At 68.4% G+C, this 23844-nt stretch carries 18 protein-coding genes; 13 read left to right on the top strand and 5 right to left on the bottom strand.

From position 1 onward, the window contains the following. Positions 1-71 precede the first annotated feature (71 nt). A complete protein-coding gene (locus tag C4B68_RS15765) occupies positions 72-866 on the top strand; it encodes a class II aldolase/adducin family protein (protein WP_099500688.1) in 795 nt (264 codons plus the stop codon). A gap of 8 nt (positions 867-874) precedes the next feature. On the opposite strand, the gene C4B68_RS15760 is transcribed toward C4B68_RS15765, so the two are convergent. Beyond that, the gene (locus C4B68_RS15760) at positions 875-1756 is read right to left on the bottom strand and encodes a DUF4429 domain-containing protein (RefSeq protein WP_099500689.1); all 882 of its coding nucleotides are present in this window, start codon (positions 1754-1756) and stop codon (positions 875-877) included. Positions 1757-2092: 336 nt separating this feature from the next. Between C4B68_RS15760 and C4B68_RS15755 the strand changes: the two genes are divergently transcribed. Together C4B68_RS15755 and C4B68_RS15750 are read left to right on the top strand one after the other, a co-directional pair. Then, positions 2093-3418: a hypothetical protein gene (locus tag C4B68_RS15755; protein ID WP_373682201.1), complete on the top strand. Its 1326-nt coding sequence runs from the start codon at positions 2093-2095 to the stop codon at positions 3416-3418. A 552-nt stretch (positions 3419-3970) separates the two neighbouring features. Continuing rightward, positions 3971-4501: a DoxX family protein gene (locus C4B68_RS15750; protein ID WP_099500690.1), complete on the top strand. Its 531-nt coding sequence runs from the start codon at positions 3971-3973 to the stop codon at positions 4499-4501. A 2-nt stretch (positions 4502-4503) separates the two neighbouring features. Here the strand turns inward: C4B68_RS15750 and C4B68_RS15745 are convergent, their stop codons facing one another. Both C4B68_RS15745 and C4B68_RS15740 read right to left on the bottom strand, forming a co-directional pair. Next, positions 4504-4725, bottom strand: a complete 222-nt coding sequence (locus tag C4B68_RS15745; protein WP_099500691.1) for a hypothetical protein — start codon at positions 4723-4725, stop codon at positions 4504-4506. Beyond that, positions 4712-6223, bottom strand: a complete 1512-nt coding sequence (locus C4B68_RS15740; RefSeq protein ID WP_099500692.1) for a PspC domain-containing protein — start codon at positions 6221-6223, stop codon at positions 4712-4714. Before C4B68_RS15740 ends, C4B68_RS15745 begins: the two co-directional genes overlap by 14 nt. 142 nt (positions 6224-6365) lie before the next feature. Here C4B68_RS15740 and C4B68_RS15735 point away from each other — a divergent pair, with 142 nt between their 5' ends. From C4B68_RS15735 to C4B68_RS15715, 5 genes are all read left to right on the top strand, one after another. Continuing rightward, positions 6366-7697, top strand: coding sequence for an ATP-binding protein (locus C4B68_RS15735; protein WP_167459095.1), 1332 nt, complete (start codon positions 6366-6368; stop codon positions 7695-7697). Continuing rightward, positions 7694-8470 (top strand): LuxR C-terminal-related transcriptional regulator, encoded by a 777-nt coding sequence (locus tag C4B68_RS15730; protein WP_099500693.1) that lies wholly within the window; start codon positions 7694-7696, stop codon positions 8468-8470. Before C4B68_RS15735 ends, C4B68_RS15730 begins: the two co-directional genes overlap by 4 nt. 87 nt (positions 8471-8557) lie before the next feature. Continuing rightward, positions 8558-9811, top strand: coding sequence for an AAA family ATPase (locus tag C4B68_RS15725; RefSeq protein ID WP_099500694.1), 1254 nt, complete (start codon positions 8558-8560; stop codon positions 9809-9811). Next, entirely contained in the window at positions 9811-10530 is a 720-nt protein-coding gene (locus tag C4B68_RS15720) for an RloB family protein (protein ID WP_099500695.1), read from the top strand. Before C4B68_RS15725 ends, C4B68_RS15720 begins: the two co-directional genes overlap by 1 nt. 170 nt (positions 10531-10700) lie before the next feature. Continuing rightward, positions 10701-14078: an N-6 DNA methylase gene (locus C4B68_RS15715; protein ID WP_099500782.1), complete on the top strand. Its 3378-nt coding sequence runs from the start codon at positions 10701-10703 to the stop codon at positions 14076-14078. Positions 14079-14636: 558 nt separating this feature from the next. On the opposite strand, the gene C4B68_RS15710 is transcribed toward C4B68_RS15715, so the two are convergent. Further along, positions 14637-15086, bottom strand: a complete 450-nt coding sequence (locus C4B68_RS15710; RefSeq protein ID WP_306511194.1) for an ATP-binding protein — start codon at positions 15084-15086, stop codon at positions 14637-14639. Between the two features lie 128 nt (positions 15087-15214). Between C4B68_RS15710 and C4B68_RS15705 the strand changes: the two genes are divergently transcribed. Then, positions 15215-16036 carry a helix-turn-helix domain-containing protein gene (locus tag C4B68_RS15705; RefSeq protein WP_099500696.1) on the top strand — a complete coding sequence of 274 codons (822 nt, stop codon included), beginning with the start codon at positions 15215-15217 and terminating at the stop codon, positions 16034-16036. Continuing rightward, positions 16033-16278, top strand: a complete 246-nt coding sequence (locus C4B68_RS15700) for a DUF397 domain-containing protein (RefSeq protein ID WP_099500697.1) — start codon at positions 16033-16035, stop codon at positions 16276-16278. Before C4B68_RS15705 ends, C4B68_RS15700 begins: the two co-directional genes overlap by 4 nt. Positions 16279-17161: 883 nt before the next feature. On the opposite strand, the gene C4B68_RS15695 is transcribed toward C4B68_RS15700, so the two are convergent. Next, positions 17162-18805, bottom strand: a complete 1644-nt coding sequence (locus tag C4B68_RS15695; RefSeq protein WP_240634368.1) for a transposase — start codon at positions 18803-18805, stop codon at positions 17162-17164. A gap of 523 nt (positions 18806-19328) precedes the next feature. On the opposite strand from C4B68_RS15695, the gene C4B68_RS15685 reads away from it, so the two are divergent. The 3 genes from C4B68_RS15685 to C4B68_RS15675 all read left to right on the top strand — a co-directional run bounded on the left by C4B68_RS15685 (position 19329) and on the right by C4B68_RS15675 (position 23843). Further along, positions 19329-19613 carry a ribbon-helix-helix protein, CopG family gene (locus tag C4B68_RS15685; RefSeq protein ID WP_240634367.1) on the top strand — a complete coding sequence of 95 codons (285 nt, stop codon included), beginning with the start codon at positions 19329-19331 and terminating at the stop codon, positions 19611-19613. After that, complete coding sequence (locus C4B68_RS15680; RefSeq protein ID WP_099500700.1) at positions 19610-19990, top strand: PIN domain-containing protein; 381 nt, start codon at positions 19610-19612, stop codon at positions 19988-19990. Before C4B68_RS15685 ends, C4B68_RS15680 begins: the two co-directional genes overlap by 4 nt. 172 nt (positions 19991-20162) lie before the next feature. After that, complete coding sequence (locus C4B68_RS15675; protein ID WP_099500701.1) at positions 20163-23843, top strand: type I restriction endonuclease subunit R; 3681 nt, start codon at positions 20163-20165, stop codon at positions 23841-23843. Position 23844: the final 1 nt, after the last annotated feature.

Below are 23844 nucleotides of genomic sequence, written 5' to 3'. Positions count from 1 at the left end.
AACAGCTCTGTCCTCTTGGGCTGACCGACGGTAACTTCCGCCCCGTAAAGGAACCCAGTGCTGGAGGCCGTATGCACGGGCCCACCCCGCCCCTTCCCCTGCCCACCGACCGGCTGCGGTTCGCCATGCCGCCGATGCACGAGTCGTCGGAGGACGAGCGGCGGCACCGCAAGGAACGGCTGGCCGGGGCGCTGCGGATCTTCGGGCGGCTTGGATTCGAGGACGGGGTCTCCGGGCACATCACGGCGCGCGACCCGGAGTACAGCGACTGCTTCTGGGTGAACCCTTTCGGGATGCCGTTCAAGCACGTCACCGTGAGCGACCTCGTCATGGCCAACCAGGACGGACAGGTGATCGAGGGCCGCTACCACGTGAACCAGGCGGCGTTCACCGTCCACGCCCAGGTTCACGCCGCCCGCCCCGACGTCGTCGCCGTCGCCCACTGCCACTCCGTACACGGGCGCGCCCTGTCCGCGCTCGGTGATCTGCTCGACCCGATCACCCAGGAGAGCTGCGCGTTCTACGAGGACCACGCGCTGTACGACGCGTACACGGGCGTCGCCGTCGACGCCGAGGAGGGCCGCCGGATCGCCGCCGCGCTCGACACCCGCAAGGCGCTCGTCCTGCGCAACCACGGGCTGCTGACGGTGGGCGACTCGGTGGACGCGGCGGCCTGGTGGTTCCTGTCCATGGAGCGCTCCAGCCAGGTTCAGCTCACCGCGCGGGCCGCCGGCAGGCCGATCATCATCGACCACAAGCAGGCGGTCGCGACACGCGAACAGCTTGGCGGCGACCTGGTGGCGTGGATCAACTACCAGCCGCTGTGGCAGGACATCAGCCGCAGCGAACCCGACCTGCTCAGTTAGCGGGGTCCCTAGAAGCCCCGCAGGACCGCCGCCTTCGTGGCGGCGAACTCCTCGTCCGTCAGCACCCCGTCGCGGTGCAGCTCGCCCAACTCCCGCAGACGACGCAGGAGTACGTCGTGGTGGTCGGCCGGGGGCGGTACGGAGGCGGCGAGTTGCGGGCGGTCGGCGTACTCGCCCGTGCGGGTGGACGGATGCGGCAGGCGTGCGGTGACCGCGGTGGCGACGAGCGCGGTGAGCAGGTCGCGGCGGGCGCTGCCCCACAGGTCGAGGGCGTACGGGTCCTTCTCGGGCGGCAGCTTGGAGAAGGCCGCCTCGCGCGTCACGAAGCGCATGAAGCCGTCCTCGTAACCGGAGTTGGGCAGCCACTCGACCTGCACGAGGTCGCCGATGGCGATGATCCGCGGCCCCGTCGCCCGCTTGACCCGGTCGGAGGTGTCCGCCCAGTCGATCCGCACCTGCGCGCCGTCGAAGGAGACGGTGCCGTCGCTGGAACGGACGGACACCGGGACGGGCGGGCCGGAGAGGAGATAGGCTTTGGCCGGTTCCTTGGGGATCTGCTCCAGGAGCAGGGCATGCCGGATCTCCTCGGCGATGTACTCGGCGACCCCGGAACGGTCGATGTCGACCGTGAGCTTGTAGGGGTCGGCCGCATCGGGCAGCCGGCCCCCGGTCGCCTGCAGCAGCGGGTCGGCGCCCTCGCGGAGCCTGAGGCGCAGGCGGCCGCGCTTGCGTTCAGGTTCGTAGACGATGCCTGAGATCGCCTCCAGGGGGACGGCGATCTCTCCGTACGTCTGCCGGAACAGCGGCACGGACCGGCGGAGTCCCGGCGTGATCCTGACCGTGCTGCCGTCGAAGGCCCAGGTCCCGTCGCGCTGGATGATCTCGGCCATGGAGAAATTCTCGCAGCCAGGTCAACACGGGGTAAACGCACTTCACCCGCGTTGACCAGACCTGCCGGATGCGGGCGGTGTTCCGTACGGCACAATTCGCTGTCATCACGGGGCAGTTGTCCGGTGGGCCTGTGACCGGTGGCCGGCTGTCCGGCAGTTGGGCTTGCGTGGTCGTACGAAGGTGTACGACGGCGTGCGGAATCGTACGGAGGCGTGCGGGGGCGTGCGGGGGCGTACCAAGGTGTACGGAGGCGTGCGGAGTCGTACGACGGTGTACGAAGGCGTGCGGAAGTCTGCCGCACGGGAGTTCTTGGCGTGGGGAAGGCGGCAGCGGGCGTGGCGGTGCAGGAGGCGAGACACGGTGCGGAGCGCGGTGCGGGGCGCGGTGCCGGCCGCGGTGCGGAGTCCGGTGCCGGGCAGGGGGCGCATGCGGGGGGCTGCACCTGTGGGGACTGTCCGCACGGGGCCCGGGAGGGGCATCGGCGGGCCGTTGCCGAATTCCTCGCCCGGCGCGATGAGCTGGCGTCCGGGCAGGGGTTGCCCGCCGCCGTCGCACACTCCGCGTCCGCGTCCCGGCAGTGGGTTTCCGACGAACTGACCCAGTCCGCCGATGCCGTCGCCGAACGCGGGCGGGTCGAGGGCGAGGCGTGGCTGGGGCGGCTGTGGCTGCCAACGGCCTGGGTGGTGTCGGGAGCCGTCGCGGCGCTGCTCCTGGTGCAGGCGCTCACCGCGATCGGCGTGGGTTGGACGGCCGCGCGGACGTCCGGGCTGCTCGCCGCGGTGCTGGTGGGCGGGCTGCTGACCGGTGCGGGCTATTGGCACCGGGCGCGGGGCGGTGCCCTCGCCCCTGTCATCGGCGAGGACAACCGTCTCTCCACCTCGCGGGCGATGGCGGTGGGGTGGGTGCTGTTCGTGGTGTACGCGGTGCTCGTGCTGGTGGGGCAGCTCGCGGCGGCCTCCGCGCACCGCTCGCGGGACGAACTGATCGCCGGCCTCGAACTCGCCCGGGGCGCCGGTGTGGTGACCGTCGTCGCCGTGGTGTGCGGGGTTGCCGTGCTGGTGCGGCGGGTGGTGGGGCTGCGGGTGCTGGGGCAGCGCCTGCAGAAGGTACGGGCGGACCGTCCGCGCGCGGCCGATCTGCTCACGGACGACTCCGGGCGGGGGAGCTTCGCCGACATCCAGTACGTGGTGATCGGTGCGGCTGCTTTGCTGTTCGCGGCGGTGCGGCTGGCTCGGCGGCCGTCGCAGTTGCCGGACCTTCCGTGGGGGCTGGCGCTGCTGGTGCTGGTCTCTGCCGCGACGTATCTCGCCGGGAAATACGCCGAGGGCGGGCGGCCGGTGATCCTCTCCGTGGTCCGCTCCCGCGAGGCGGGCGACCTGGACGCGCCGATCCGCACCGGCGACGACATCGAGATCCGGGGGGCCGGATTCGTGCCGCCCGGGGCGACGACGGCGGATCGGTTGTCGCGGATGGTGGTCCGGATCGGGGCGGTGCATGTGCACGTGCCGTTGGTGCCGGTGGCGGGGGGGTTCAGTAACCCCACGGATGCGGTGCTTACTGTGCCTGTGCCGGTGGATGTGGAGCCGGGGCGGGTGGAGGTGCAGGTCGTTACCGCGGCGGGGGTGGAGACGAACCGCTGCGTGATCGATGTGACGGACTGACGGTTCGCTGCCGCTGTTGCTGACCGGTTCGCTGTCCGCGGGGTGGGTGGGTCGGGGCCGTGCCGTGCCGTGCCGGTTCATCCGCCCGTCGCCGCTGAATCAGACGTTGGCTTATGGGGATTCGTCTCCAGATCCGGGCGTAAGCGACGGGCATGTGATGTACCGGCACGGCACGGCCCCTTCCGTGCGCTGGCGACTGCGGGTGCACCCCCTCAGCCCGTCCGGCGTTTGAGGACGAGGCAGCGGGCCGTGCACCCACCCACCTCGCTGACCCCTCCACCCCGGGCGGCGAAGTTTTTCAGCCCGTCCGGCGTTTGAGGACGAGGCCGTTCGGGCCAACAGCGGGGGTCTGGGGGCGGCAGCCCCCAGGTATGGGACGGGTAGGGGCGGCGGGGGCGAAAAACGGGGGCGCTGGTGCCGGGGTGGTATTGGGGCGGCGGCGATGGGCCAACGTTGGGAAAGTGGGCCCCCCGAGGATTGAGCCGGGGCCGGTTGTCGTACGTATGGTCTGTTGAGGGGTCACGGCAGGCGGGCGAGAGGCGGCGGAGAGCGATGACGCACGGTATGCGCACGGATACGCACACCCCCTACCTCGATGAGAGGCGGGACTGGCGGGACACAGCCACCCGTTACGCACTGCTCCCCCTACGCGTCTTCCTCGGCGTCACTTTCATCTACGCCGGCCTGGACAAACTCACCGACAGCGCCTTCATGAAGGAATCGGGCGCCGGCTCGATCGGGGACATGATGCGCACGGTCCGCGACTCGTCGGCCATCCCGGCCCTGGTCGACCTGTCCCTGAAGAACCCCGTCGGCTTCGGCTACGCGATCGCCTTCGGTGAACTGGCCGTCGGCATCGGCATCCTGATCGGCCTGCTGGCCCGCCTCGCCGCGCTGGGCGGCGCGCTCATCTCGCTGAGCCTGTGGCTGACAGTGAGCTGGGCGACCGATCCCTACTACTACGGCAACGACCTCGCCTACCTGATGGCTTGGCTGCCGTTCGTCCTCGCCGGTGCTTCGGTCTTCTCGGTGGACGCGGCCCTGCGAGCCCGGCGCCGGCAAGGCGCCGGGGGTTATCGCTAGGCTCACGTCGCGGGCGGCGGCCCGGGTTCGGGGCGGCGTCTGCGGAGGGCGCGGGTGACGAGTGCCACCGTGGCCGCCAGGCAGAGGCCGCCCGTGACGACGGGGATCACCACGAACCACGGTGTGTCCCAGGCGCCGCCCGCGTCACCGGCGTAGATGACACCCGCGGCGGTGAGGAAGAGCCCCGCGACCAGCTTGCCCGGCATCACCTCATGACGTAGCACGGGTCACCTCCGCCTGTCCCACGCCGACGTGCAGGTCGAGGTTCAGCGTGCCGCCGTTCTGGTCGGCGGTCGTGGGTATCAGCGTCACCTGCTTGCTCTTGCCCGGCTCCACGTCCACATCCTTCTTGTCGTCGCCCGGCAGTTGGATGTCGCCGACGCCCACGTCCACGTTCAGCTTCACGGTGACGTCCTCGGGGACCAGGACCTTGAGTTGGCCCACGCCCACTTCCGCGGTCGTCGTCACCGTCTGGCCCTTGGCGAGGTCCAGGCGGGTGAGGTCCAGGGTGCCTACGCCCGTGCCGAGGTCGTAGGTCTGTTGGACGTCGGCCGTGGCGGTGGGCGTCCATTCGGTGCGTATCCAGTGGGTGGTGATGTCCTTGGGCAGTGCCGCCGACGCGCCCAGCAGGGCCGAGATGAGCACGGCCAGGATGATGGAGCCCGCGCCGGTGCGTCCGAGGAAGGCGCTGACGGCTATGCCCAGGCCCAGCACGATCAGCGCGCAGGCCAGACCGGTCTGCAGGCTGGTGCCGAGTGTGTGGTCGTCCCACGTCAGGCCCGTGCCCAGGCCGCCCGCCAGGAGGGTGAGGAGGAACAGCTTGCCGCCGATCCAGCGCGGGCCCTGGGGCCTCGGCTCGCGAGTACCGCGCAGGTCGGGGCGGGTGGTGCCGCGGGCGATGTTGATCGCCGCCGCTACGTCACGGTCCCTGGCGTCCTTCGGGCCCCACAGGTAGCCGGTGCCGCCCACATGCGATCCGTCCTTGACGATCGGGTCGCGCCACCAGGAGGGGTACGAGTCGGGGACGGGCGGCGCCTGCGCCTCGGGCGGGGCGTCGGCGACCGCCTGGGCGGCGAGCGGGTCGGGGGCGCCGCGCTGCTGCGACCAGTACCCCGCGCCGGCCAGGAGGAGGGAGAGGACGACGGCGAAGGTCAGCACTCCGCCGTTGTTGAGCATGGAGAGGAACACTCCGCAGCCGACGAGCGCGAAGAGCACGGCCGCGAGTGCCTGGCCGTCGACGCGGCCGGTGAGCAGCTTGCGTACCTCGTTCTCCTCCTCGTCGTCGTACGGGACGAACAGCCACACGAAGCCGTAGAAGATGAGGCCGATGCCGCCGGTCGCGGAGAGCACCGCGAGCACGATCCGGAAGATCACCGGGTCCATGTCGCAGTGCCGGCCGAGTCCGGCGCACACTCCGCCCAGCATCTTCTGCCGGTGGTCGCGCCGGAACTTGCGCGGGACCTCGGGGGCCTCGGGTCCGCCGGCGCCGGGTTCGCCGGGGGCGGCGGACGGGTCCGCGGGTGCCGAGGGGACCGAGTCCGCGGGCTCGGTGGGGTCGGTCCGATCCGTGGGCCCGGTCGGGTCCTCGTGCGCGCGCGGCTCCTCACCTTCGGCGGGGCCCGGGGCCGGCGGCACGGCGTCCCGCGGCCCGGTGCCCGGGGGAGGGGCGCCCGGGCCGGGGCCGGGGTCCGGCTCCGCTGCCGCGTGCTGCTGATCTGTCATGCGTCCATGGTGACGGGCGAGGCGGCGCGGCGGCAGTCGGGATGACCCTGGCCGAACCCTGATATCGGCCCTGAGACGGGTGAAGGGAACCGTTCGATCACCGGTCTCTGGAAGATCAGGGGCGTCTCGGGGGCCAACCCTGATGTCCCGGGCCGCCGGGCGTGTGAACATCGATGGCATGCCGGAAGCCGCAGCCCTGCCCCTCGACGACCCGCGGCCCCCGCGCAAGCTCTACCGCAGCAGCGACGGACGCTGGCTCGGAGGCGTGGCGCGAGGGCTCGCCGGGCATCTCGGACTGCCCGTCGTGTGGGTGCGGCTCGTGTTCGTCGGACTGTTCATGGCCGACGGTCTGGGGGCGCTGCTGTACGCCGCGTTCTGGTTCTTCGTGCCGCTCGGCGTCGGCGGAGTCGGCGCCCAGCGGCCACCGGCATTCGTCAGCACCGAGACCGCCCCGGACGGCCGCCGCAGACTCGTGGCCCGTAAGCCCGACAAGGGCCAGATCCTCGCGCTGCTCCTCATGGTCGTCGTGGCCCTGGTCTTCGTCGGCAATGTGAACCTCGGCGGGGGAGCCACGGCCTATCTGTGGCCGACGGTCCTCGTCGGCGCGGGCGTCGCCCTGGTCTGGCGCCAGGCGGACAACGCGCGGCGGGCCCGCTGGATGGAGGTCGGCCGCCGTCGTCGTCGTACGCTCACGCTGCTGCGTTCCGCGGTGGGCGTCCTGCTCGTCACCGCGGGCGTCACGGGGATATTCGTGCTCCAGGGCTCCGCGGCCCACCTCGGCTCCGTGCTGCAGGCCGCGCTCGCTGTCCTGGTCGGCATAGCGCTGCTCGCCGGTCCCTATCTTGTGCGCATGACCCAGGACCTCTCCGAGGAGCGCCTGATGCGCATCCGCGCCCAGGAGCGGGCCGAGGTCGCAGCCCATGTCCACGACTCCGTGCTGCACACCCTGACCCTGATCCAGCGCAGCGCGGACAACGGCAATGAGGTACGACGGCTGGCCCGCGCCCAGGAGCGCGACCTGCGGGCCTGGCTCTACAAGCCGGAGGGCACAGGGAAGGACGAGGCCGACGAGCCCGACACCCTCGCCGAGGCGGTCCGCCGCCATGCCGCGGAGGTCGAGGACAAGCACGGCGTCCCCATCGAGGTCGTGGTCGTCGGCGACTGCCCGCTCGACGAGGGCCTGACCGCACAGATGCAGGCCGCGCGGGAAGCCATGGTGAACGCGGCCAAGTACGGTGGCGAGGGCGGCGCCGTACAGGTCTACGCCGAAGTCGAGGGCAGGACGGTCTTCGTGTCCGTCCGCGACCGCGGCCCCGGCTTCGACCTCGACGCGATACCCGTCGACCGCATGGGCGTCAGAGAATCGATCATCGGCCGCATGGAGCGCAACGGCGGCACGGCGCGACTGCGCGCGGTGCCGGACGGCGGCACGGAGGTCGAGCTGGAGATGGAGAGGGCGGAGAAGACGTCATGAGCGACGCGAACGGGCCTGTGGAGTCCGGCGGTTCGGCCGAGGAGACCCCCTCGGCCGCCGCATCCGCGGAGGCCACGGGCAAGACCGAGCCGGCGGGTGCCGCCGCAGGCGGGCGTCGCGTGCGGGTCGTCCTCGTCGACGACCACCGGATGTTCCGTACGGGCGTGCAGGCCGAGATCGGGCAGACCGAGCGGACCGGCGTCGAGGTGGTCGGCGAGGCCGCCGACGTCGACCAGGCGGTCACGGTCATCACGGCCACCCGGCCCGAGGTCGTCCTGCTCGACGTCCACCTGCCGGGCGGCGGCGGTGTCGAAGTGCTGCGCCGCTGCGCCCCGTTGATGGCCGACGCCGAGCAGCCCGTCCGCTTTCTGGCCCTGTCCGTCTCGGACGCGGCGGAGGACGTCATCGGCGTCATCCGGGGCGGCGCGCGGGGATACGTCACGAAGACGATCACCGGCACGGACCTCGTCGACTCCGTCTTCCGTGTCCAGGACGGCGACGCGGTCTTCTCGCCCCGCCTGGCCGGCTTCGTCCTGGACGCCTTCGCCTCGACCGACGCCCCGCCCGTCGACGAGGACCTCGACCGTCTCACCCAGCGCGAGCGCGAGGTCCTGCGCCTCATCGCCCGCGGGTACGCGTACAAGGAGATCGCCAAGCAGCTGTTCATCTCCGTCAAGACGGTCGAGTCCCATGTCTCGGCGGTCCTGAGGAAGCTCCAGCTGTCCAACCGGCACGAGCTGACACGGTGGGCTACGGCACGACGGCTCGTCTGACCCGCTCGGGTCCCGGGCCGATGTGACCGTCCAGTAGGCGCGTACGCGATCACACGGATACCCTGTGCGCGATGAGAGGAGGACGGCATGCTGCTGCGATTCCGCGTGGCGAACGTGCGATCGCTGCGCGACGAGCAGGAGCTGTCCTTCGTGGTGCCGCAGGGCGAGGAGTCGGACGCGGCACGCACGCTGACCTTGTCCGACGGAAAGTCGCTCCAGGTCTATCCGCTCCTGGGCATCTTCGGTGCGAACGCTTCGGGCAAGTCCAATGTCATCGTCGCGCTGAAGAAGATGAAGGAAGCGGTGCTCGGTTCGTACGCCCAGTGGACGTCGTACCAGGGGATTCCCCGGGAGGAGTTCGCGCTCGACCCGAAGTCGGTCGCGGAAAGCACCTTCTACGAAGCCGACTTCGTACTCGAAGACGGAGTCCGCTGGACCTATGGGTTCGAGCTCGGACCGAGGGTCGTGGAGTCCGAATGGCTTCACGCCTATCCCAAGGGGCGGCGCCAGGTGTGGCTGGACCGCGACGCCACGCGCGACAACGTCTTCGAGTTCCCCGGCGACCGTATTCACGATCGCGCCCTCCTTGCCCGGACCACGCGCCCGAACGCCCTCCTGCTCAGCCGGGCGGCCAACGACAACCACCAGCAACTCACCAGAATCTACGACTGGTTCAACCAGAACCTGTGGGATGTCACGCCGGAGACCGAACGTACGCAGCGCGAGGCGTACACCGCCCGGCAACTGCTGGACGAGCGAGCTCGCGACCGCATCGAGGAACTGCTGCGTGTCGCCGATCTCGGTATCCGGGGTGCGGAGGTGGAACAGCGCCCGGGGCAGACCCCGCTCGTGCGACTGCTGCACGGCAGCGATTCCGACGAACCGGTCGCACTGGACTGGCAGCGCGAATCCTTCGGTACACGCTCGTGGTTCGCGTTGATCGGACCACTGCTGCTGGCGCTGGACAAGGGTGCCGTCCTGCTGATCGACGAGCTCGACTCCAGCCTCCATCCCCGCTTCGCCGCAGAGGTCCTACGGCTCTTCCAGGCGCCCTGGATCAACACCAAGGGTGCGCAACTGGTCTTCACCTCTCATGCTCCGTCGCTGCTCAAGTCGCCTAGAGGCGGTCGCCCTCTGGAGCCGGGCCAGATCTGGCTGACGGAGAAGGACGCGGGCGGCGCCACGGAGCTGTACCCACTGAGTGATGCGGAGCCCGGTCCCGACGAGGACCTCATGGACTCCTACCTCGCCGGGGCTTTTGGCGCCGTTCCGAAGGTGACGCAAGGACAGATCGGTCGCAGAGTGATGTCGGCACTGGCAGAGGAGGCAGAGCGTTCCTGATGGCGAGGGACAAGGGGCGGGACAACATCACAGGCCGGCACAAGAGGGTGCTGCCTCAAGATCGTCCGCGTGAGGTGTACGTCTTCACCGAGGGTGAGGTCACCGAGCCGGAATTCATCGAGTTCGTCACCGCTCAGGGCAGCCGCGCCCAGCAGGGCCGCGAGGTCATCTGCAGCGTCGAGAACCTGAACGCGCCGTCGAAGCGCCGCAAGCCGCTGCCGCTCGTGGACGAGGCCATCGGCAAGTGGACCGAGGTCGAGAGGGCGGCCAAGAAGGCGAAGCTGGACCCCAAGGGCTGGAACTGGCCCCAGGTGTGGTGCCTCTTCGACCGGGACCAGCACGAGGACATTCCGACCGCCTTCGCGCGGGCACGTAAGGCGGAATTGCACGTCGCGTACTCCCACCCGTGTTTCGAGCTGTGGCGCCTGCTCCACTACCAGAACTACACGAGCACCTTCGGCGGAGTCTGCGACAGCGCGGCGGCCCGGCTGAAGAACCAGACCGGCTTCGCCCAGACCTACGGGCCGACCATTCGGTCCGTCTCGCCGGAGCTCGCCAAGCGGGTCATGCCCGGCCAGCTGCAGGGGAAGTACAAGAAGGCCCGGCAGCATGCCAAGCAGATCAGTGCGGGGCACAGGGGCCCCGATCAGAACCGATGGGACCCTTACACCGACGTGTGGAGCTTCGTCGAGGACGGCCTCGACGTGATCGACTACTGAGCCCTTCGGGTCCCGGCGGGGATCGCTCACCGAACTCGATGACCAGAATCGGTCACCGGTGCCGACCACCTACGGTGACTTCTCGTACACGGCGAATTCCCCAGTCCGTCAGGCCGTAGGCTTCCCGGTGCAACCGGACAGAGCCAGTCACCCAGGGGAGTGTGCCGTACGTGGCCAAGCTCACGCTCGCGCAGTTGGAACGCCATCTTTTCGCGGCGGCGGACATCCTGCGCGGCACGATGGACGCCGCCGAGTACCGCGACTTCATTTTCGTGCTGCTCTTCCTCAAACGCGTCAACGACGAGTTCGAGGCCGCGCGCGAGGCGATCATCGCGGAGCGGCTGAAGGCCGGTGAGAGCCGCGAGGACGCCGAGGACGACGCGGAGCAGTTCGAGTTCTACCGCCCTCGCGGGGTCATCTTCGTCCCGGAGAAGGCCCGCTGGGAGCGGTTGGCCGGTGCCGTCGACAACGTGGCCATAGAGTATCTCCAGCCCGCCCTGGACGAGCTGGAGAACCAGGAGGGCAACAGCGAACTCCGTGGTCTGTTCGGGCACGTCAACTTCAACCGCATCGGCGGCGGCAGCAGCGGCAAGGGCTCCGCTGCCGAGCTGGCCGACAAACGTCTCGCCGCCCTGATCGAGCACTTCGGCAGCATCCGGCTGCGCGGGGACGACTTCGAGTTCCCCGACATGATCGGTGCCGCGTACGAGTACCTGATCAAGGACTTCGCGGACTCCGCCGGCAGCAAGGGCGGCGAGTTCTACACCCCGCGCTCCGTCGTCCGCATGATGGTCGAGCTGGCCCGGCCGCACGGCGGCATGCGTATCTACGACCCGTGCGTCGGCTCCGGCGGCATGCTCATCCACGCCATGGAGTACATCGACGAGCACGGCGAGGACTCCGACGACCTCCTGCTCGCCGGGCAGGACGCCAACAGCGGCTCCTGGGTCATGGCCACCATGAACATGCTCTTCCACGGAGCCAAGCACTTCTCCCTGAGGACCGGTGACACTCTCACCAACCCGCTGCACCCCGAGCGGGACTTCGACCTGGTCCTCAGCAACCCGCCGTTCTCCATGGACTACAAGCAGTCCGAGGTGCCGGACCTGCTGACGCGGATGCCGCACGGCCAGACGTCCGAGCGCGGCAAGGCCGACCTGATGTTCCTCCAGCACATGCTGGACATGGTGAAGAAGCGGGCGGGAGCCGTCTTCACTGTCATGCCGCACGGCGTACTCTTCCGCGGCGGCGAGGAACGCAAAATCCGTGCGGAACTGCTCCAGCACGACCTGATCGAGGCGGTCATCGGCCTGGCTCCGAACCTCTTCTACGGCACCGGCATCCCGGCCTGCGTCATCGTGCTGCGCGCGCCCGGCCGCAAGGAACAGCAGGACCGGCGGGGCAAGGTCCTGTTCATCAACGCGGACCGGGAGTTCCACGCGGAGCGTGCCCAGAACGTCCTCCTGCCCGAACACGTCGAGAAGATCGTCTCCACCTTCCACGCCTTCAAGGACGCGGAGGGCTTCGCCCGCGTGGTCGACCGCTCCGAGCTGGAGGAGAACGACTTCAACTTCAACATCCGCCGCTACGTCGACAACACCCCGCCGCCCGAGCCGCAGGACGTACGGGCACACCTCGTGGGCGGCGTCCCGGTCGCCGAGATCGAGGCCAAGAAGCCGCTGCTGGACGCGTACGGCATCGGGGTTCAGGATCTCTTTGCGGTCCGCGAGGACGATCCCGAGTACGTCGACTTCCTCGCCGAGGGAGAGCGGCCGGACGCGGCACGGCTGGCCGAGCTGGCGAGCGCGCGTGAGCAGAAGCTGTGGGCCGCCTTCGAAGAGTGGTGGCAGTCGGAGACGGAGCAGATCGCCGCGCTGGAGCCGATCGAGGGAGACGACCGCACGGAGCACGAGCGCAAGGCCCAACTGGCCCGTCTGCGTGCCGACTTGATCGACTCCTTCCGGGAACGTCTGCTGCGGGTCGGGCTGCTGGACAAGTACGCCCTCGCCGGTGCGGTCGCCGGCTGGTGGCACGACGCCAAGAACGAGCTGAAGGCGCTGTCGGTGAACGGCTTCTCCGGTGTCGTCGACGGCTGGGTCGAGACGGTCGAGACCATGCTCGCGCCCGAGCCCGACCCGCGCACGGGCGGTGCGCGCGACCGCACGGCGGCGGAACGGCGGCAGGCGTACGGCCACAAGGTGATCGCGGCCATTGCCCCCGACTTCCTGGAGGAACTGGCCTCGGCGGACCGTACGCATGCGGAGCTGGACGCGAAGGTGAAGGCCGGGCTGGAGGCGGAGGCCGCGCTGGCGGCGGCTCGGGCTGCGGCGGAGGCCGGCGAAACCGGCGAAGCCAGCGAAACCGGGGAGTCCTTGGAGGACGGCGAGGACTCGGCTGAGCCGGGGGAGATCGACCCCGTGTTGGTCGAGGCGGTCCTCGGCGAGGCGGAGATGCGCGATCTGAAGAAGCGGCGGACTGCGGCGAAGAAGGTCATCGAGGAGTTGGAGAACGACTTCTGGCCGGTGCCGGGGGTTCGGCGGAAGAAGGAAGAGCAGCAGAAGAAGGCGAAACAGAAGGCCGGGACTGCGGCTGTGGCGCAAGTTCATAAGGAGACGTTGCTGACGCTTCCCGTTGAGGGGGACGACGCTGAGGCGGCTGTGTCCGTGGCCGCGCCCGAGCCGAGGCTGAAACGGGCTCGCCGGGCCGTGGCCGAGGCTGCGGGGGAACGGGACGTGGTCCTGGGAATCCTGCGGGACGACCTCGCCGGGAAGCTGGGCGGACATGTCGTGCGGCGTCAGCGGGAGTTGGCGGAGGCATATCGGGTGTGGGACGGGAAGTACGGGGTGTCGCTGAGTGATATCGAAGCTCGGCACGAGTCGATCCGACGTCATCTAGCCGAGATTTTCACCGATGACCCCGAAGCCTTGGGATCAATCGAAATCCAATCCAGTCAAGTCACTCTACTCAGGGACATTGCCGAGGTGAGCGGTGGTGTCACTCTTGGGCGGACGATCTCCGAAGCGGAGTCGCTCGAGCTTCCATATTTGCGGGTTGCTAATGTGCAAGACGGCTTCATTGATATTGATAGCATGAAGACTGTTCGAGTCCCTCATAGAGAGGTTGATCGATACCTTTTGCGAGAAGGTGATCTGCTTCTCACGGAGGGGGGAGATTTTGATAAACTTGGACGTGGTGCTGTCTGGGATGCGCGAATCAGTCCATGCGTTTATCAGAACCACGTGTTCCGCGTGCGATGTGATCGCAGCCAGATGATCCCAGAATTTCTCGCTATCTATATGTCATCCCCTGTGGGGCGGCAATACATTTCCGGGATCGCTAAACAAACCACCAATCTGGCCACGATTGGAATTTCGGATCTGAAGGCGATGCCCGTGCCCTGTCCGCCGGTCGCAGAGCAGAGGCTTGTTGTCGACCTGGTGGCAGGACTGGAGGCCCGCGAGATGATCATCCAGGAAGAGTTGGCGAAGTCTGCCCTCGTCAAACAAGGGTCGGTGCTCGCGCTGCTGGCTCCGATTGGTGTGAGCTAGCGTGATTGGGGTCGCCGATAGTTGAACGACCCCAACCGTTTAGTGAATGCAAAGCGATGCGGTCACGAGCTGCTGGCGGTATTCGCGTAAGTCGGCCCGGACTGACACGCTTGATCGTGGACGATTGTGGGCTGCGGGTTGGGTGTGAAAGCGATGGTAAGGGCGACCGTCACTGCAGCTCCTGTGATTGCGCTGATTACTGCGTTAGCTGTGCCACTCACATTGCAGGCGGATTTGAATCCCGGTTTGTTGCTCTCAGCCGGCTCGGGCGCTTCGGCCATCCGTACCTCTCTCAAGGCTGTTTTGGTAATCGGCGACCTCATGTATGTGCTTCCGGCCGGAACTGAGGTTGCTTAAAAAGCCTATGAGGTGCCGCTGGCTAGGGGTAGCCGGATACCAGACACGCTGGGAAACGGCGCGCAGACGGATGCCTGAGACGGTGAGGCACGAAAGGCGCCCTCCTTTAGGTGGCTTTGGTGCAATATTGGAGCTTGGGTTGGGCGGGGCTGACAGGGACTGCCTTGGCTGAAAATATGTGCTGTACGACGTCGCGTAGGGCTACGCCTGAGGCGTCAGGCAGAGTTCGAACCAGACCGTTTTGCCGATGCCCACCTTCCGAGGAGCCGCGCCCCAGTCGTCCGCCAGTGTGGCCACCAGAGCAAGGCCTCGGCCCGACTCGTCGTCCAGTGATGCACTTCGGGGTGTGGGAAGCGTGTCGTTCGCGTCCGTCACCCAGACTCGGATGTGGTCGCTGTCCAGGGCACAGCGGGCCCAGATCTCCCGGCCCCGGGAGACCTTCGCGTGGCGGTAGGCGTTCGTCAACAGCTCGCTGAGGAGGAGGACGGCCGTCTCCGTCAGTTCGTCCGGGAGTTTCCATGAAGTGGCCTGTTCCCGGAGGAGAGTTCGGGCTCTGCCCATGCTGCGGGCGTGACGCGGTAGACGCCACTCGATGTCCTTGGGGGCGGCTGTGGCCGGAGCGAGCTGGTGGTGGTCTCCGGGCATCGGCATGCGGTTCGGTCCTTGCGTGTGATTCTCCGTCATTTGCCGTGATCAGGCTGGTGGATGCCGTTTACCCTCGGGAGTAGCGGCGCGGGTACAGGCGTGCTTGTACACGGTGTGTTTGCAGGAGGGCAGGCATGGTGGCTTCTGGGGAGTCTCAGCATGCTCAGCAGAACTGGCGGTACTGCGGTGGCCAGATCAAACTGTGGCGGGAGGAGGCCGGGGTCAGCCGCCAGGACCTGACCATAGAGACCAACTACGACTACGAGTACGTCAAGTCGATGGAGAACGGCCGGAGACGGCCGACGCTGAGGTTGTTGCAGGCTGCGGATCAAATGTGTGGGGCTCGGGGGAAGCTGTTGGCCGCGCATGACTTCCTGAAGCCGGAGCCCTTTCCGGCGCGGTCTCAGGAGTACATGGTGATCGAGGCTGAGGCAATCGCTGTGCACGACTACGCACTTGGGTTGATTCCTGGCCTGTTGCAGACCGAGGGTTACGCGCGAGCGCTGATCGGCGAGAGCTGTCCGCCGCTGGATGACGAGACGGTGGAAGAACGGGTGCGCGCGCGGCTGTCGCGGCAGGAGGCGTTGAAGCGCCGAGCCAAGACGGTGTACGGCTTCGTCGTCTATGAGGCCTCTCTGCGCACTGAGGTGGGTGGACAGGGGGTGATGCGGCAGCAACTGCTCCATCTCTCCAAGGTCGGGGAGACCCGTAACGTGTCACTCCAAGTGCTGCCGTTCGGGAAGTGCGGGGGCCTTGCGCTCAATGGATCGTTCGTTCTGTTGGAGACCACGGAGCACGAGCACTTCGCCTATGTTGAAGGCCCGGAGACCAGCGTGCTGCATGCCGACGCCGACAAGGTCAGTGACCTGACGCAGGTGCATGGCATGATCCGTATGCAGGCTCTCGGAGTTGAGGAGTCGGCAGAGTTCATCAGGAAGGTGGCAGAGGAGCTATGAGCGAATCGCTGGCATGGTTCAAGTCCAGCCACAGCGACTCCCAGGGCGGAGCCTGCCTCGAAGTCGCCCACACCTGGCGCAAGTCCAGCCGTAGCGGCGACTTCGACGACCCCTGCGTAGAGGGCACCACCTGCCCCCACACCACCCACGTCCGAGACTCGAAGCTCGGCGCTCGGAGTCCCCGACTTGCCGTGGCCGCCTCCGCCTGGGCCGCCTTCGTTGCCCACGCCCGCAGCGTCTGACACGTCGGCGCTTGAGTCCGTTGTGGCCAACCGAGGGGTGTTCGAGGAGTCCGCAGTGGGTGATCGTTTGGACACGGGTGCTATCTGCGGGATGAGCATGAAGGAACGGGCCCCTCGGCGGCAACGCGGTTGAAGTCGGCCGATCTCGCCCGTCGCCACGCCAGTTCAGCACCGACGCCGTCGGCGAGTCCCTCCGCTCCCCCCGGAGTGCGACTGCCACGTCCACCAGTTCGGGGCGATCGCGCCGGGCTCCGGCTGCGCCGGTATCCGAGCGGGCTCTTCTACCTCCTGGCGGATGGCAATTGGGAAATTCGTCTCACCAACTACGTGACTCACCTGGGGTTTCCTGCCGTGGCGTGAGACAGAATGAGCAATTGGCCTCGGTCACCCTCTTGAGGCGTGATGGGTGGGACTGGTGTGACAGGTGGATTGTGGGCCTGTGCAGCCCGCCGCGCCGCTGCGCCCCGTCGGCCGCAGGACGCTGAGTCCAATCGGCGTGCCGCCACTTACCTGCCGCGCGCCACCCACGGACCGTAGCCGCCCAGCCGACCCTGCGTGCAGGCGAGGTGCGAGTGCGCCCTTCGCCCCCCGGTCCAGGACGCAGCCGACCCCACTCGGCATTGCACCCTCTGGAGTCGACAACAACCGTCCGCCGCCTGCCCCTACCCTTTCGCGATCACGCCCCGAACGGGAAGAAAGCCCTGCGCATCGAGCAGGGGTTCTGTTTACCGCAGCGCACTGAGCCCCGGGCTTCGTGTCCAGAGAGCCGAGCTCTGTTTGTGAGGATTGGGTGGTTGGTTGAACCCACCCTCCCTCCCAACCCCCGCGCACACCTGCGCACATAACTTTTTGTGATCGGCTTGCGACGCGCCGTGGCGAACGTCTAGCGTTCGCAGCAACAAACGACCGTTCCTAAAGACTGAGCGGGAGTGGGTTCCTGTTTCCAGGACCGGTGCTCAGCCGTGTGCCCCGAACGGTGTTGGGCACACTGGTCGCCCGCGTTCGCTCCGCATCCGGCGCGCACGGATCGTGTCCGTGGTCCGGGGATGCGGGGGCGGGTTTCCTCACGCCCGGGGTTGCCCCGTCTGGCCTGGACGGTCCGATGCCCCGCACGATCACTCTGGTCGTGCGGGGGCGGTGCCGTCCGTCGCCGGATCGGATATCCCTGGGCGCGCCGTCCGATCGCCACGGCGGCCGCGTCGTGGCGAGTGGTCTTCCTGGTTGTGCTGCAGAGGGGTTTTTGCCAGTGCTGGGCGCCCCAGCGGCTGGTGTAGGCCGGGTCCACGGCGATGACCGCGATGCCCGTCTGGTCGGCCATCGAGGTCAGCCGGGCGCGGAGCCGGCCGGTGGGCATGCCGGAGATGAGCCGGCGGAACCGCTTCTTGCGTCCGTGTTTCTCGCGGGTCTTCTCCGCGCCGAAGTCCAGGTCCTCGACGGCGATCGCCTTCACGCCACAGGCTGTGGCCCAGTGCAGCAGCCGGGTGAGGGCGTGCCGTACCTGGGCGTCGCGATGCTGCGCGGTTCCGGACAGGTCGTAGAAGAAGCGGCGCGGGGTGCCGGTCGGGTTGCCGTGGACATCCAGGCGCCAGGCGGCGAGGTGGTCGGCGTTGGTGTCCACACCGATCACGCCCTGGCCGAGCGCGGCATCCAGCGGGATGGTTGGGGTGGGCGGGATCTGCCAGGAGGCGGTCAGGTACCAGCGGTCCCGGTCTGTGTCGTGGTGGATGCGGTAGGCGACGGCCCGGTTGGTGGCGATGCGGTCTGCCCACTCCTGTCCCCGGTGGGGGAATGTGACGCGGCTGGCGGGTACGTACCGGCCGTGCGGGGCGTTCGCCAGATGCCTGAGCGGTGCGGGCAGCTTGATGCTCACTTCGCCGTCGGGGCTGACGCGGATGGTCTCGTTGCCGTACCGCTTCCCGGACTCTCCATCGGCCTGGCAGAACCAGCGTTCGGCCTCCCACCGTCGGCGCCACTGGGTCTTGGTGAGCTGGGCGGCGTCCAGGTGGTGCCGGGTACGGGCCAGCCGCTTGCCGCCGCGCACGACATGCACGACTCCGGCCTCACGGTCGGCCCGCTCGGCGGCCAGCCGGTCCTCCAGCACATGCAGGCGACGGGCCTTGGCGTGCCACTCCTGCCGGGACCGGTAACCCCCGGGTGCCTCCTTGGAGCCCTTCTGCCCGACGGGCAGGGACAACCGCCGCGCGATGGTGCGGATGCCCGCTTCCAGGTTCTGGATGTGCGCCAGCTGGCCACGCCGGGCCAGCGCCCACTGGTCGTGCGACGCCTTCGTGATCGCTCCGGCCCAGCGCGACGACGAGACCGCCGTCAGCTCCCGCTTGCGTACCGCCCAGGCGTCGGCAGTGTGCTCCAGGCCTTCCCGGCAGCGCGACTTGAGGTCCTTCGAGGCGAGCGCGCCCAGATGCGCACCGACCAGGCGCAGCACCTCCTCGTCCCCGGACGTCAGGTGCTTGAGCCGGGTATGGACCGCCACACCGGTCGGGCCGGACGCGACGAACGGCTCCGCCATTTCCCGCAGCGCGCCCACCCCGTTCACCCCCGCCCGGCTCCACCCGAAAGTCAGATCCCCGTCACCACATCCAACGAACCCGGCCAGCGAAGGTCACGCATTCGACACGAGGACATCTGTTCCCGTCCTGAAGAGGCGATGCAAAGGCTGCAACGTGCGATACGACACCAACCACCGGCCCTCGCTCCTGCTCACCAGAACACACTTGAGTGCCCTTCAGCGGCAGCAGCTCCATACCCCGCGCCCTCCTGCAGCGGCGGTTGCGCGACAGGATGCCGCCCGAGCTGCCCGCACCGACAAGCCGGGCGCCCCGCATGCTGATGGAGTGCACCGAGTGCCGCGTCCCCGGCCGCCCGGAGGCCCTTCCCGGCGGACTCTGCCGTGGGTGCCGGGGCGGCGGTACGGCCGAACCCCCGCCCGTGCTGCCGCGGACGGATGTGCACGCCCGCGCCGCACAGATCCGCGGGGCGATGCATCACGTGCAGTAGGAGTCTCCCGCATGACCATGCGATACCCTCGCATCATGGCCGCCAAGAAGCCCATCTCCGTCACTCTCGACCCCGACGTGCTCGAAGAGCTGCAACGGCTCGTCGACGCAGGCCAGGCGACATCGATCTCCGCCGTGATCAACGAGACCCTGCGGAGCCGTGTAGAGCGCGCACGGCGCGCCGAACAGGCAAGGGAGTACGTCGAGGAGACCTTGCTGGGCGGGCAGGCGCTGACGGACGAGGAGCTCGTCGAGGCGCGCGGCATGCTGGCCGCGAGCAAGGCCCGTACCGAAGCCCGCCGCAAAGGTGCGGCGGCGTGAGCGACGGCGTCATCCTGGACCATCACGGTCTCCTTGCCCTGGGACGAGGGCATCGCGTGCTGTCCGGGTTCGTCGTGGCGGCGCACGAGGATCCGCTGTACACGTTGGTCGTTCCGGCTCTCAGTCTGGCCGAGGCCACGAGGAACCGCCCCGGTGTGTCGGCGCACCTTGCCCGGCTTCCCGCCGTGGAGGTGGCGTCGGTCGACCGGATCGTCGCCGACACCATGGGGCGTATCGCAGCCGCTGCCTTCCCCGCACAGGGCTGGGCAGTCGTCCAGGTGGCCGCCGTGAGCATGGCGACCGGCTGGGAGGTTGCCACCACAGAGCCCGGGGAGTACCGCGGTTTCGGCGTGCCGGTGCTTCCCTTGACAGCATGACGTGCGCGGTCGTCGCGGCGCGCGGCTGGACCTGTTAGACCTGTCCCTTCGGACCTGCCGATGGCTTGAACTGCCGGTCCCCGCCCCACTTTTACCCCGCCTGCCGCAGAATAGAACAACGGCCAGAACGGTTGGCCGGGGCCAGGCAGCACACGGGGAGAGGCGCGTACGCATGGCACGGGGCACGGTCGAACTGGATGAGGTGGAGCGCCCGTTCGTCGAGCAGTTGAAGGCGATGGGGTGGCGGCACATCCACGGGCCGGAGCTTTCCGGCCCCGATGACAACCGTGCGTACGGCGATGTCCTGCTCACCCGACGCCTTGGCTCGGCGATCCAGCGGCTCAACCGCGTCACGGGTACCGGTGAGGCATGGATGGGGTCGGCGGACGTCGACAGTGCTGTCGACGCGCTGCGCAGAGCGGCCCGGAACGTCGCCACGAAGAAGCTGAAGGACGTCAACAGCGATGTGACGAGTCTGCTGCTCAGCGGCACGCCCGCGACCGGACACGAGGTCCGCCATCAGGGCAAGACCGTTCATGTGCAGTACGTGGACTGGGAGTTGGAGGGGCTTGACGACGCCGAGATTCTGCAGCGGAACGAGTTCCTCGTCGTCGACCAGCTCAGGGTGCGTGCCGCCGATGGCAAGGGCGTGGTCCTCGACCTCGTTCTGTTCGTGAACGGAATCCCCGTAGTTGTCATCGAGTGCAAGAGTCCCGACGTCAAGGACCCGGTCGGGAAGGCGATCCGTGATCTGCGGGCCTACTGCGGGGAGCCGCTGGACGACGACGTCCGGGCGCCGCACGATCGGCCGAGCGGCGTGCCGGAACTGTTCGCGTCCGTACAACTGCTCGTCGCCGCCAGTGGGGACAACGCGGCCCTGGGCACCATCACGTCGACCGAGGAGCACTTTGCGGCCTGGCGCAGTGTCACTCCTGACTACGAGGACGACGCGGCGCTGACGCGCGCGCTTCAGGCTACCCGGCAGGACAACGGAAAACGGCTGCTCGCGGACGGGCGGAAGCTGACCGACCAGCACAAGCTCGCCGCCATCGTCCTCAAGCCGCGCAACCTGCTGAACGTCATGCGGCACTACGTCTTCGAGATGCCGGTGAAGACCAAGGAGGGCGAGCCGCCGCTGACCGTGAAGGCGGTGTGCCGGCATCAGCAGTACCGGGCCGTCGAGAAGATCGTGGCCAAGTTGCGGACCGGGCGCACCCGACTCGACCCGGCGGCGGAGGACGACGAACGCGGCGGTGTCATCTGGCACACACAGGGCTCCGGCAAGAGTCTCACCATGGCTTTCCTCGCGCGGCGGCTGCAGAGCAGCCGGGACCCGGAACTGAACCGGTTCACCCTCCTCGTCGTGACCGACCGCAAGCAGCTCGAACGGCAACTATCGGCCGCGGTGCGCGTCAGCGGTCGCCCCGTGCGGATCGCGAAGTCGCAGGCGGACGTGGAGGGGATGCTCAGCCGGGCCGGCAAGCCCGGTGGGCGCGCGGTGATCTTCGCGATGATCCAGAAATACCTGGGGCGCATTCCCGGACTCGTCGGCGAGACGGCGAACGACGACCGGGATCCGAACGTCGAGTTCGTGGTGGCGCAGGAGCGCATCGCCGAGGGCGAGTCCGCCGCGGAGGCCGCGGACCCGACGCCGGACGAGGGCGTCATCGACGAGGTCAGGCGGCGGTTCAGCGAGTGCAGCACTTCGCCGTACGTGCTGGTACTCGTCGACGAGGCACACCGCTCACACAGTTCCGTGCTGCACGCATGCCTGCGGGACGCGGTGCCGAACGCCGCGCGTATCGGCTTCACGGGCACGCCGATCATGAAGGGCAAGCTGACCGACACCGGGCGGATCTTCGGTCTTGAGCCGGACGACAAATTCCTCGACGCCTACCTCATGGACGAGGCGGAGCGGGACAAGGTGGTCGTGCCCGTCCGCTACGAAGGGCGGGCCGGGCCCGCGAACGTGAAGGACGAGCGGGGGATCAACTACAAGTTCGAAGACCTCATCGCCACGTTGAGCGATGAGGACAAGACCAAGGTCCGAAAAGGGCTGAAGCCAACCAGCCGCGATGTCGCCGAGTCCCTCCCCATCATCCGGCGCAAGGCCGTCGACATGCTGGAGCACTACGTCACCGGGCCGCTGACCGGAGGTTTCAAGGCCCAGGTGGCGGCCGTCAGCCGTCGCGCAGCCGTGCTCTACCGGCACATGCTGAACGACGCACGCGCCGAACTCCTCGCCAAGGTACGGGCCTTCGATCCAGCGATGCTGCGTGACAAGGACCTCAAGGACTACACCTGGGACGAGCTGGTGCTGCTGCGAGCGTGGCACTATCAGGAACTGCTGCGCCGCATCGAGTTCGTACCGGTGATCTCCGCCGGGAACGAGCAGAAGAGCGGTCTGTGGCAGGAGTGGACGGACCCGCAGCGGCAGCAGGAGCACGTCGACCGGTTCCTGGAGCCGTTCCCGGAGCTGCCGAAGGACAACCCCTGGATGGTGGACCATCCGCTGGAGCAGGATCCTGTGCCCGGCGGCATGACCATCAGCATGAACCCGTGGAGTGATCCCGTCCCTGGAGGCTCCTCGGGCCATGCGGTCCACCCCCGTCCGGTGGCTTCCGAGGAGCACCGGCCGATCGCCTTCCTCATCGTGAAGTCGATGCTCCTGACCGGGTTCGACGCGCCCATTGAGCAGGCCCTCTACCTGGACCGGCCCATCCAGGACGCCGAGCTGCTGCAGGCCATCGCTCGCGTCAACCGGCCGCGCAACGGGAAGGAGGAGGGCCGGGTCGTGGACTACTACGGTGTGCTGAACAACCTCGCCGTGACCCTGCCCGCGTACAAGGGCGACGGGCCCGCGCTGAGCGCTGTGCGCCGTCTGTCCAGCGAGGTGCCGGATCTCGAGGCGGCGGCTTCCGAGGTGCAGGGGTTCCTGGACGGGCTCAGGATCGGGGGTCTGGACACGGCCGAGGGCGTCACCAGCGCTCTGTGGGCGCTGGGCGACCAGGCTGCTCGGGCCGACTTCGACACGAAGCTGGGTGTGTTCCTGGGTGCGCTGGAACGTGTACTTCCGCACGAGGCGGCGCTGAAGCAGATCCCCAACGCACGACAGTGGGCCGTGCTGCAGAGGCGGGTGCGTCGGCACTACCGGGACGACACCGGCGGCCAGTTCGCCGTGCGCGCGTACGGCCGGAAGGTGCGAGCGATGATCGCCGATCACCTCGAACTGCCCGAGCTGACGCAGGTGATCGCGCCGGTGTCCATCCTCGCGCCGGACTTCGGAGAGTTCGTGGGCGGCATCCCGGATGTCCGGGAGTCGGCGGCGGAGCAGGTACAAGCTCTCCGCTACCACTTGGAGGAGCGGCTGGAGCAGGAGGACCGCCCGGTCTACCGGACCCTCTCGCAGGAGCTCCAGGAGATCCTCGACGAGTGCGAGGGCCGCTGGGACGAGATCAAGAAGCGCATCGGGCCGCTCATTGAAAGGGCGCAGAAGGCGGAGCAAACCGATCCGGCCGTGGCCGATCTGAGTCCTGTCGAGCAGCGTCTGTACACCAAGCTCTCGGAGCAGTTGTCCGAGCAGCCTGCCTTCGATCAGCCCGACCAGGAGTTTCTTCGTCGGCTGACCGTCGATCTCACCGCGCTCATCTCCCGGCATGTGAACCGGGCGTCCTGGTCCGCCAACGAGTCCAGCCTGGGCGATCTCCGGATCGCCATCTGGCATGGGCTGCGCGAGGCGGGACTGAAGCCCCGGGACCGCGAACGACAGCCTTTGCGTGACCTGTCCAACGCGATCGCAGGATACGTACAGCAGCATGCCGCCGCGTTCCGCGCGCAGGGGCGGGGACAATAGG

This window comes from Streptomyces dengpaensis (assembly GCF_002946835.1).
GTDB lineage: Bacteria > Actinomycetota > Actinomycetes > Streptomycetales > Streptomycetaceae > Streptomyces > Streptomyces dengpaensis.
Note: the sequence above shows the minus strand (reverse complement) of the source record. Positions and strands in the feature narration are given on the sequence as shown.

Bases quoted from the DNA above. Each gene is read 5' to 3' on its own strand.
- C4B68_RS15705 (WP_099500696.1), top strand. From the start codon at position 15,215: ATGGTGGCTTCTGGGGAGTCTCAGCATGCTCAGCAGAACTGGCGGTAC.
- C4B68_RS15695 (WP_240634368.1), bottom strand. From the start codon at position 18,805: ATGGCGGAGCCGTTCGTCGCGTCCGGCCCGACCGGTGTGGCGGTCCAT.
- C4B68_RS15710 (WP_306511194.1), bottom strand. From the start codon at position 15,086: ATGCCGATGCCCGGAGACCACCACCAGCTCGCTCCGGCCACAGCCGCC.
- C4B68_RS15730 (WP_099500693.1), top strand. From the start codon at position 7,694: ATGAGCGACGCGAACGGGCCTGTGGAGTCCGGCGGTTCGGCCGAGGAG.
- C4B68_RS15750 (WP_099500690.1), top strand. From the start codon at position 3,971: ATGACGCACGGTATGCGCACGGATACGCACACCCCCTACCTCGATGAG.
- C4B68_RS15700 (WP_099500697.1), top strand. From the start codon at position 16,033: ATGAGCGAATCGCTGGCATGGTTCAAGTCCAGCCACAGCGACTCCCAG.
- C4B68_RS15765 (WP_099500688.1), top strand. From the start codon at position 72: ATGCACGGGCCCACCCCGCCCCTTCCCCTGCCCACCGACCGGCTGCGG.
- C4B68_RS15685 (WP_240634367.1), top strand. From the start codon at position 19,329: ATGGCCGCCAAGAAGCCCATCTCCGTCACTCTCGACCCCGACGTGCTC.
- C4B68_RS15760 (WP_099500689.1), bottom strand. From the start codon at position 1,756: ATGGCCGAGATCATCCAGCGCGACGGGACCTGGGCCTTCGACGGCAGC.
- C4B68_RS15720 (WP_099500695.1), top strand. From the start codon at position 9,811: ATGGCGAGGGACAAGGGGCGGGACAACATCACAGGCCGGCACAAGAGG.
- C4B68_RS15675 (WP_099500701.1), top strand. From the start codon at position 20,163: ATGGCACGGGGCACGGTCGAACTGGATGAGGTGGAGCGCCCGTTCGTC.
- C4B68_RS15735 (WP_167459095.1), top strand. From the start codon at position 6,366: ATGTCCCGGGCCGCCGGGCGTGTGAACATCGATGGCATGCCGGAAGCC.
- C4B68_RS15725 (WP_099500694.1), top strand. From the start codon at position 8,558: ATGCTGCTGCGATTCCGCGTGGCGAACGTGCGATCGCTGCGCGACGAG.
- C4B68_RS15740 (WP_099500692.1), bottom strand. From the start codon at position 6,223: ATGACAGATCAGCAGCACGCGGCAGCGGAGCCGGACCCCGGCCCCGGC.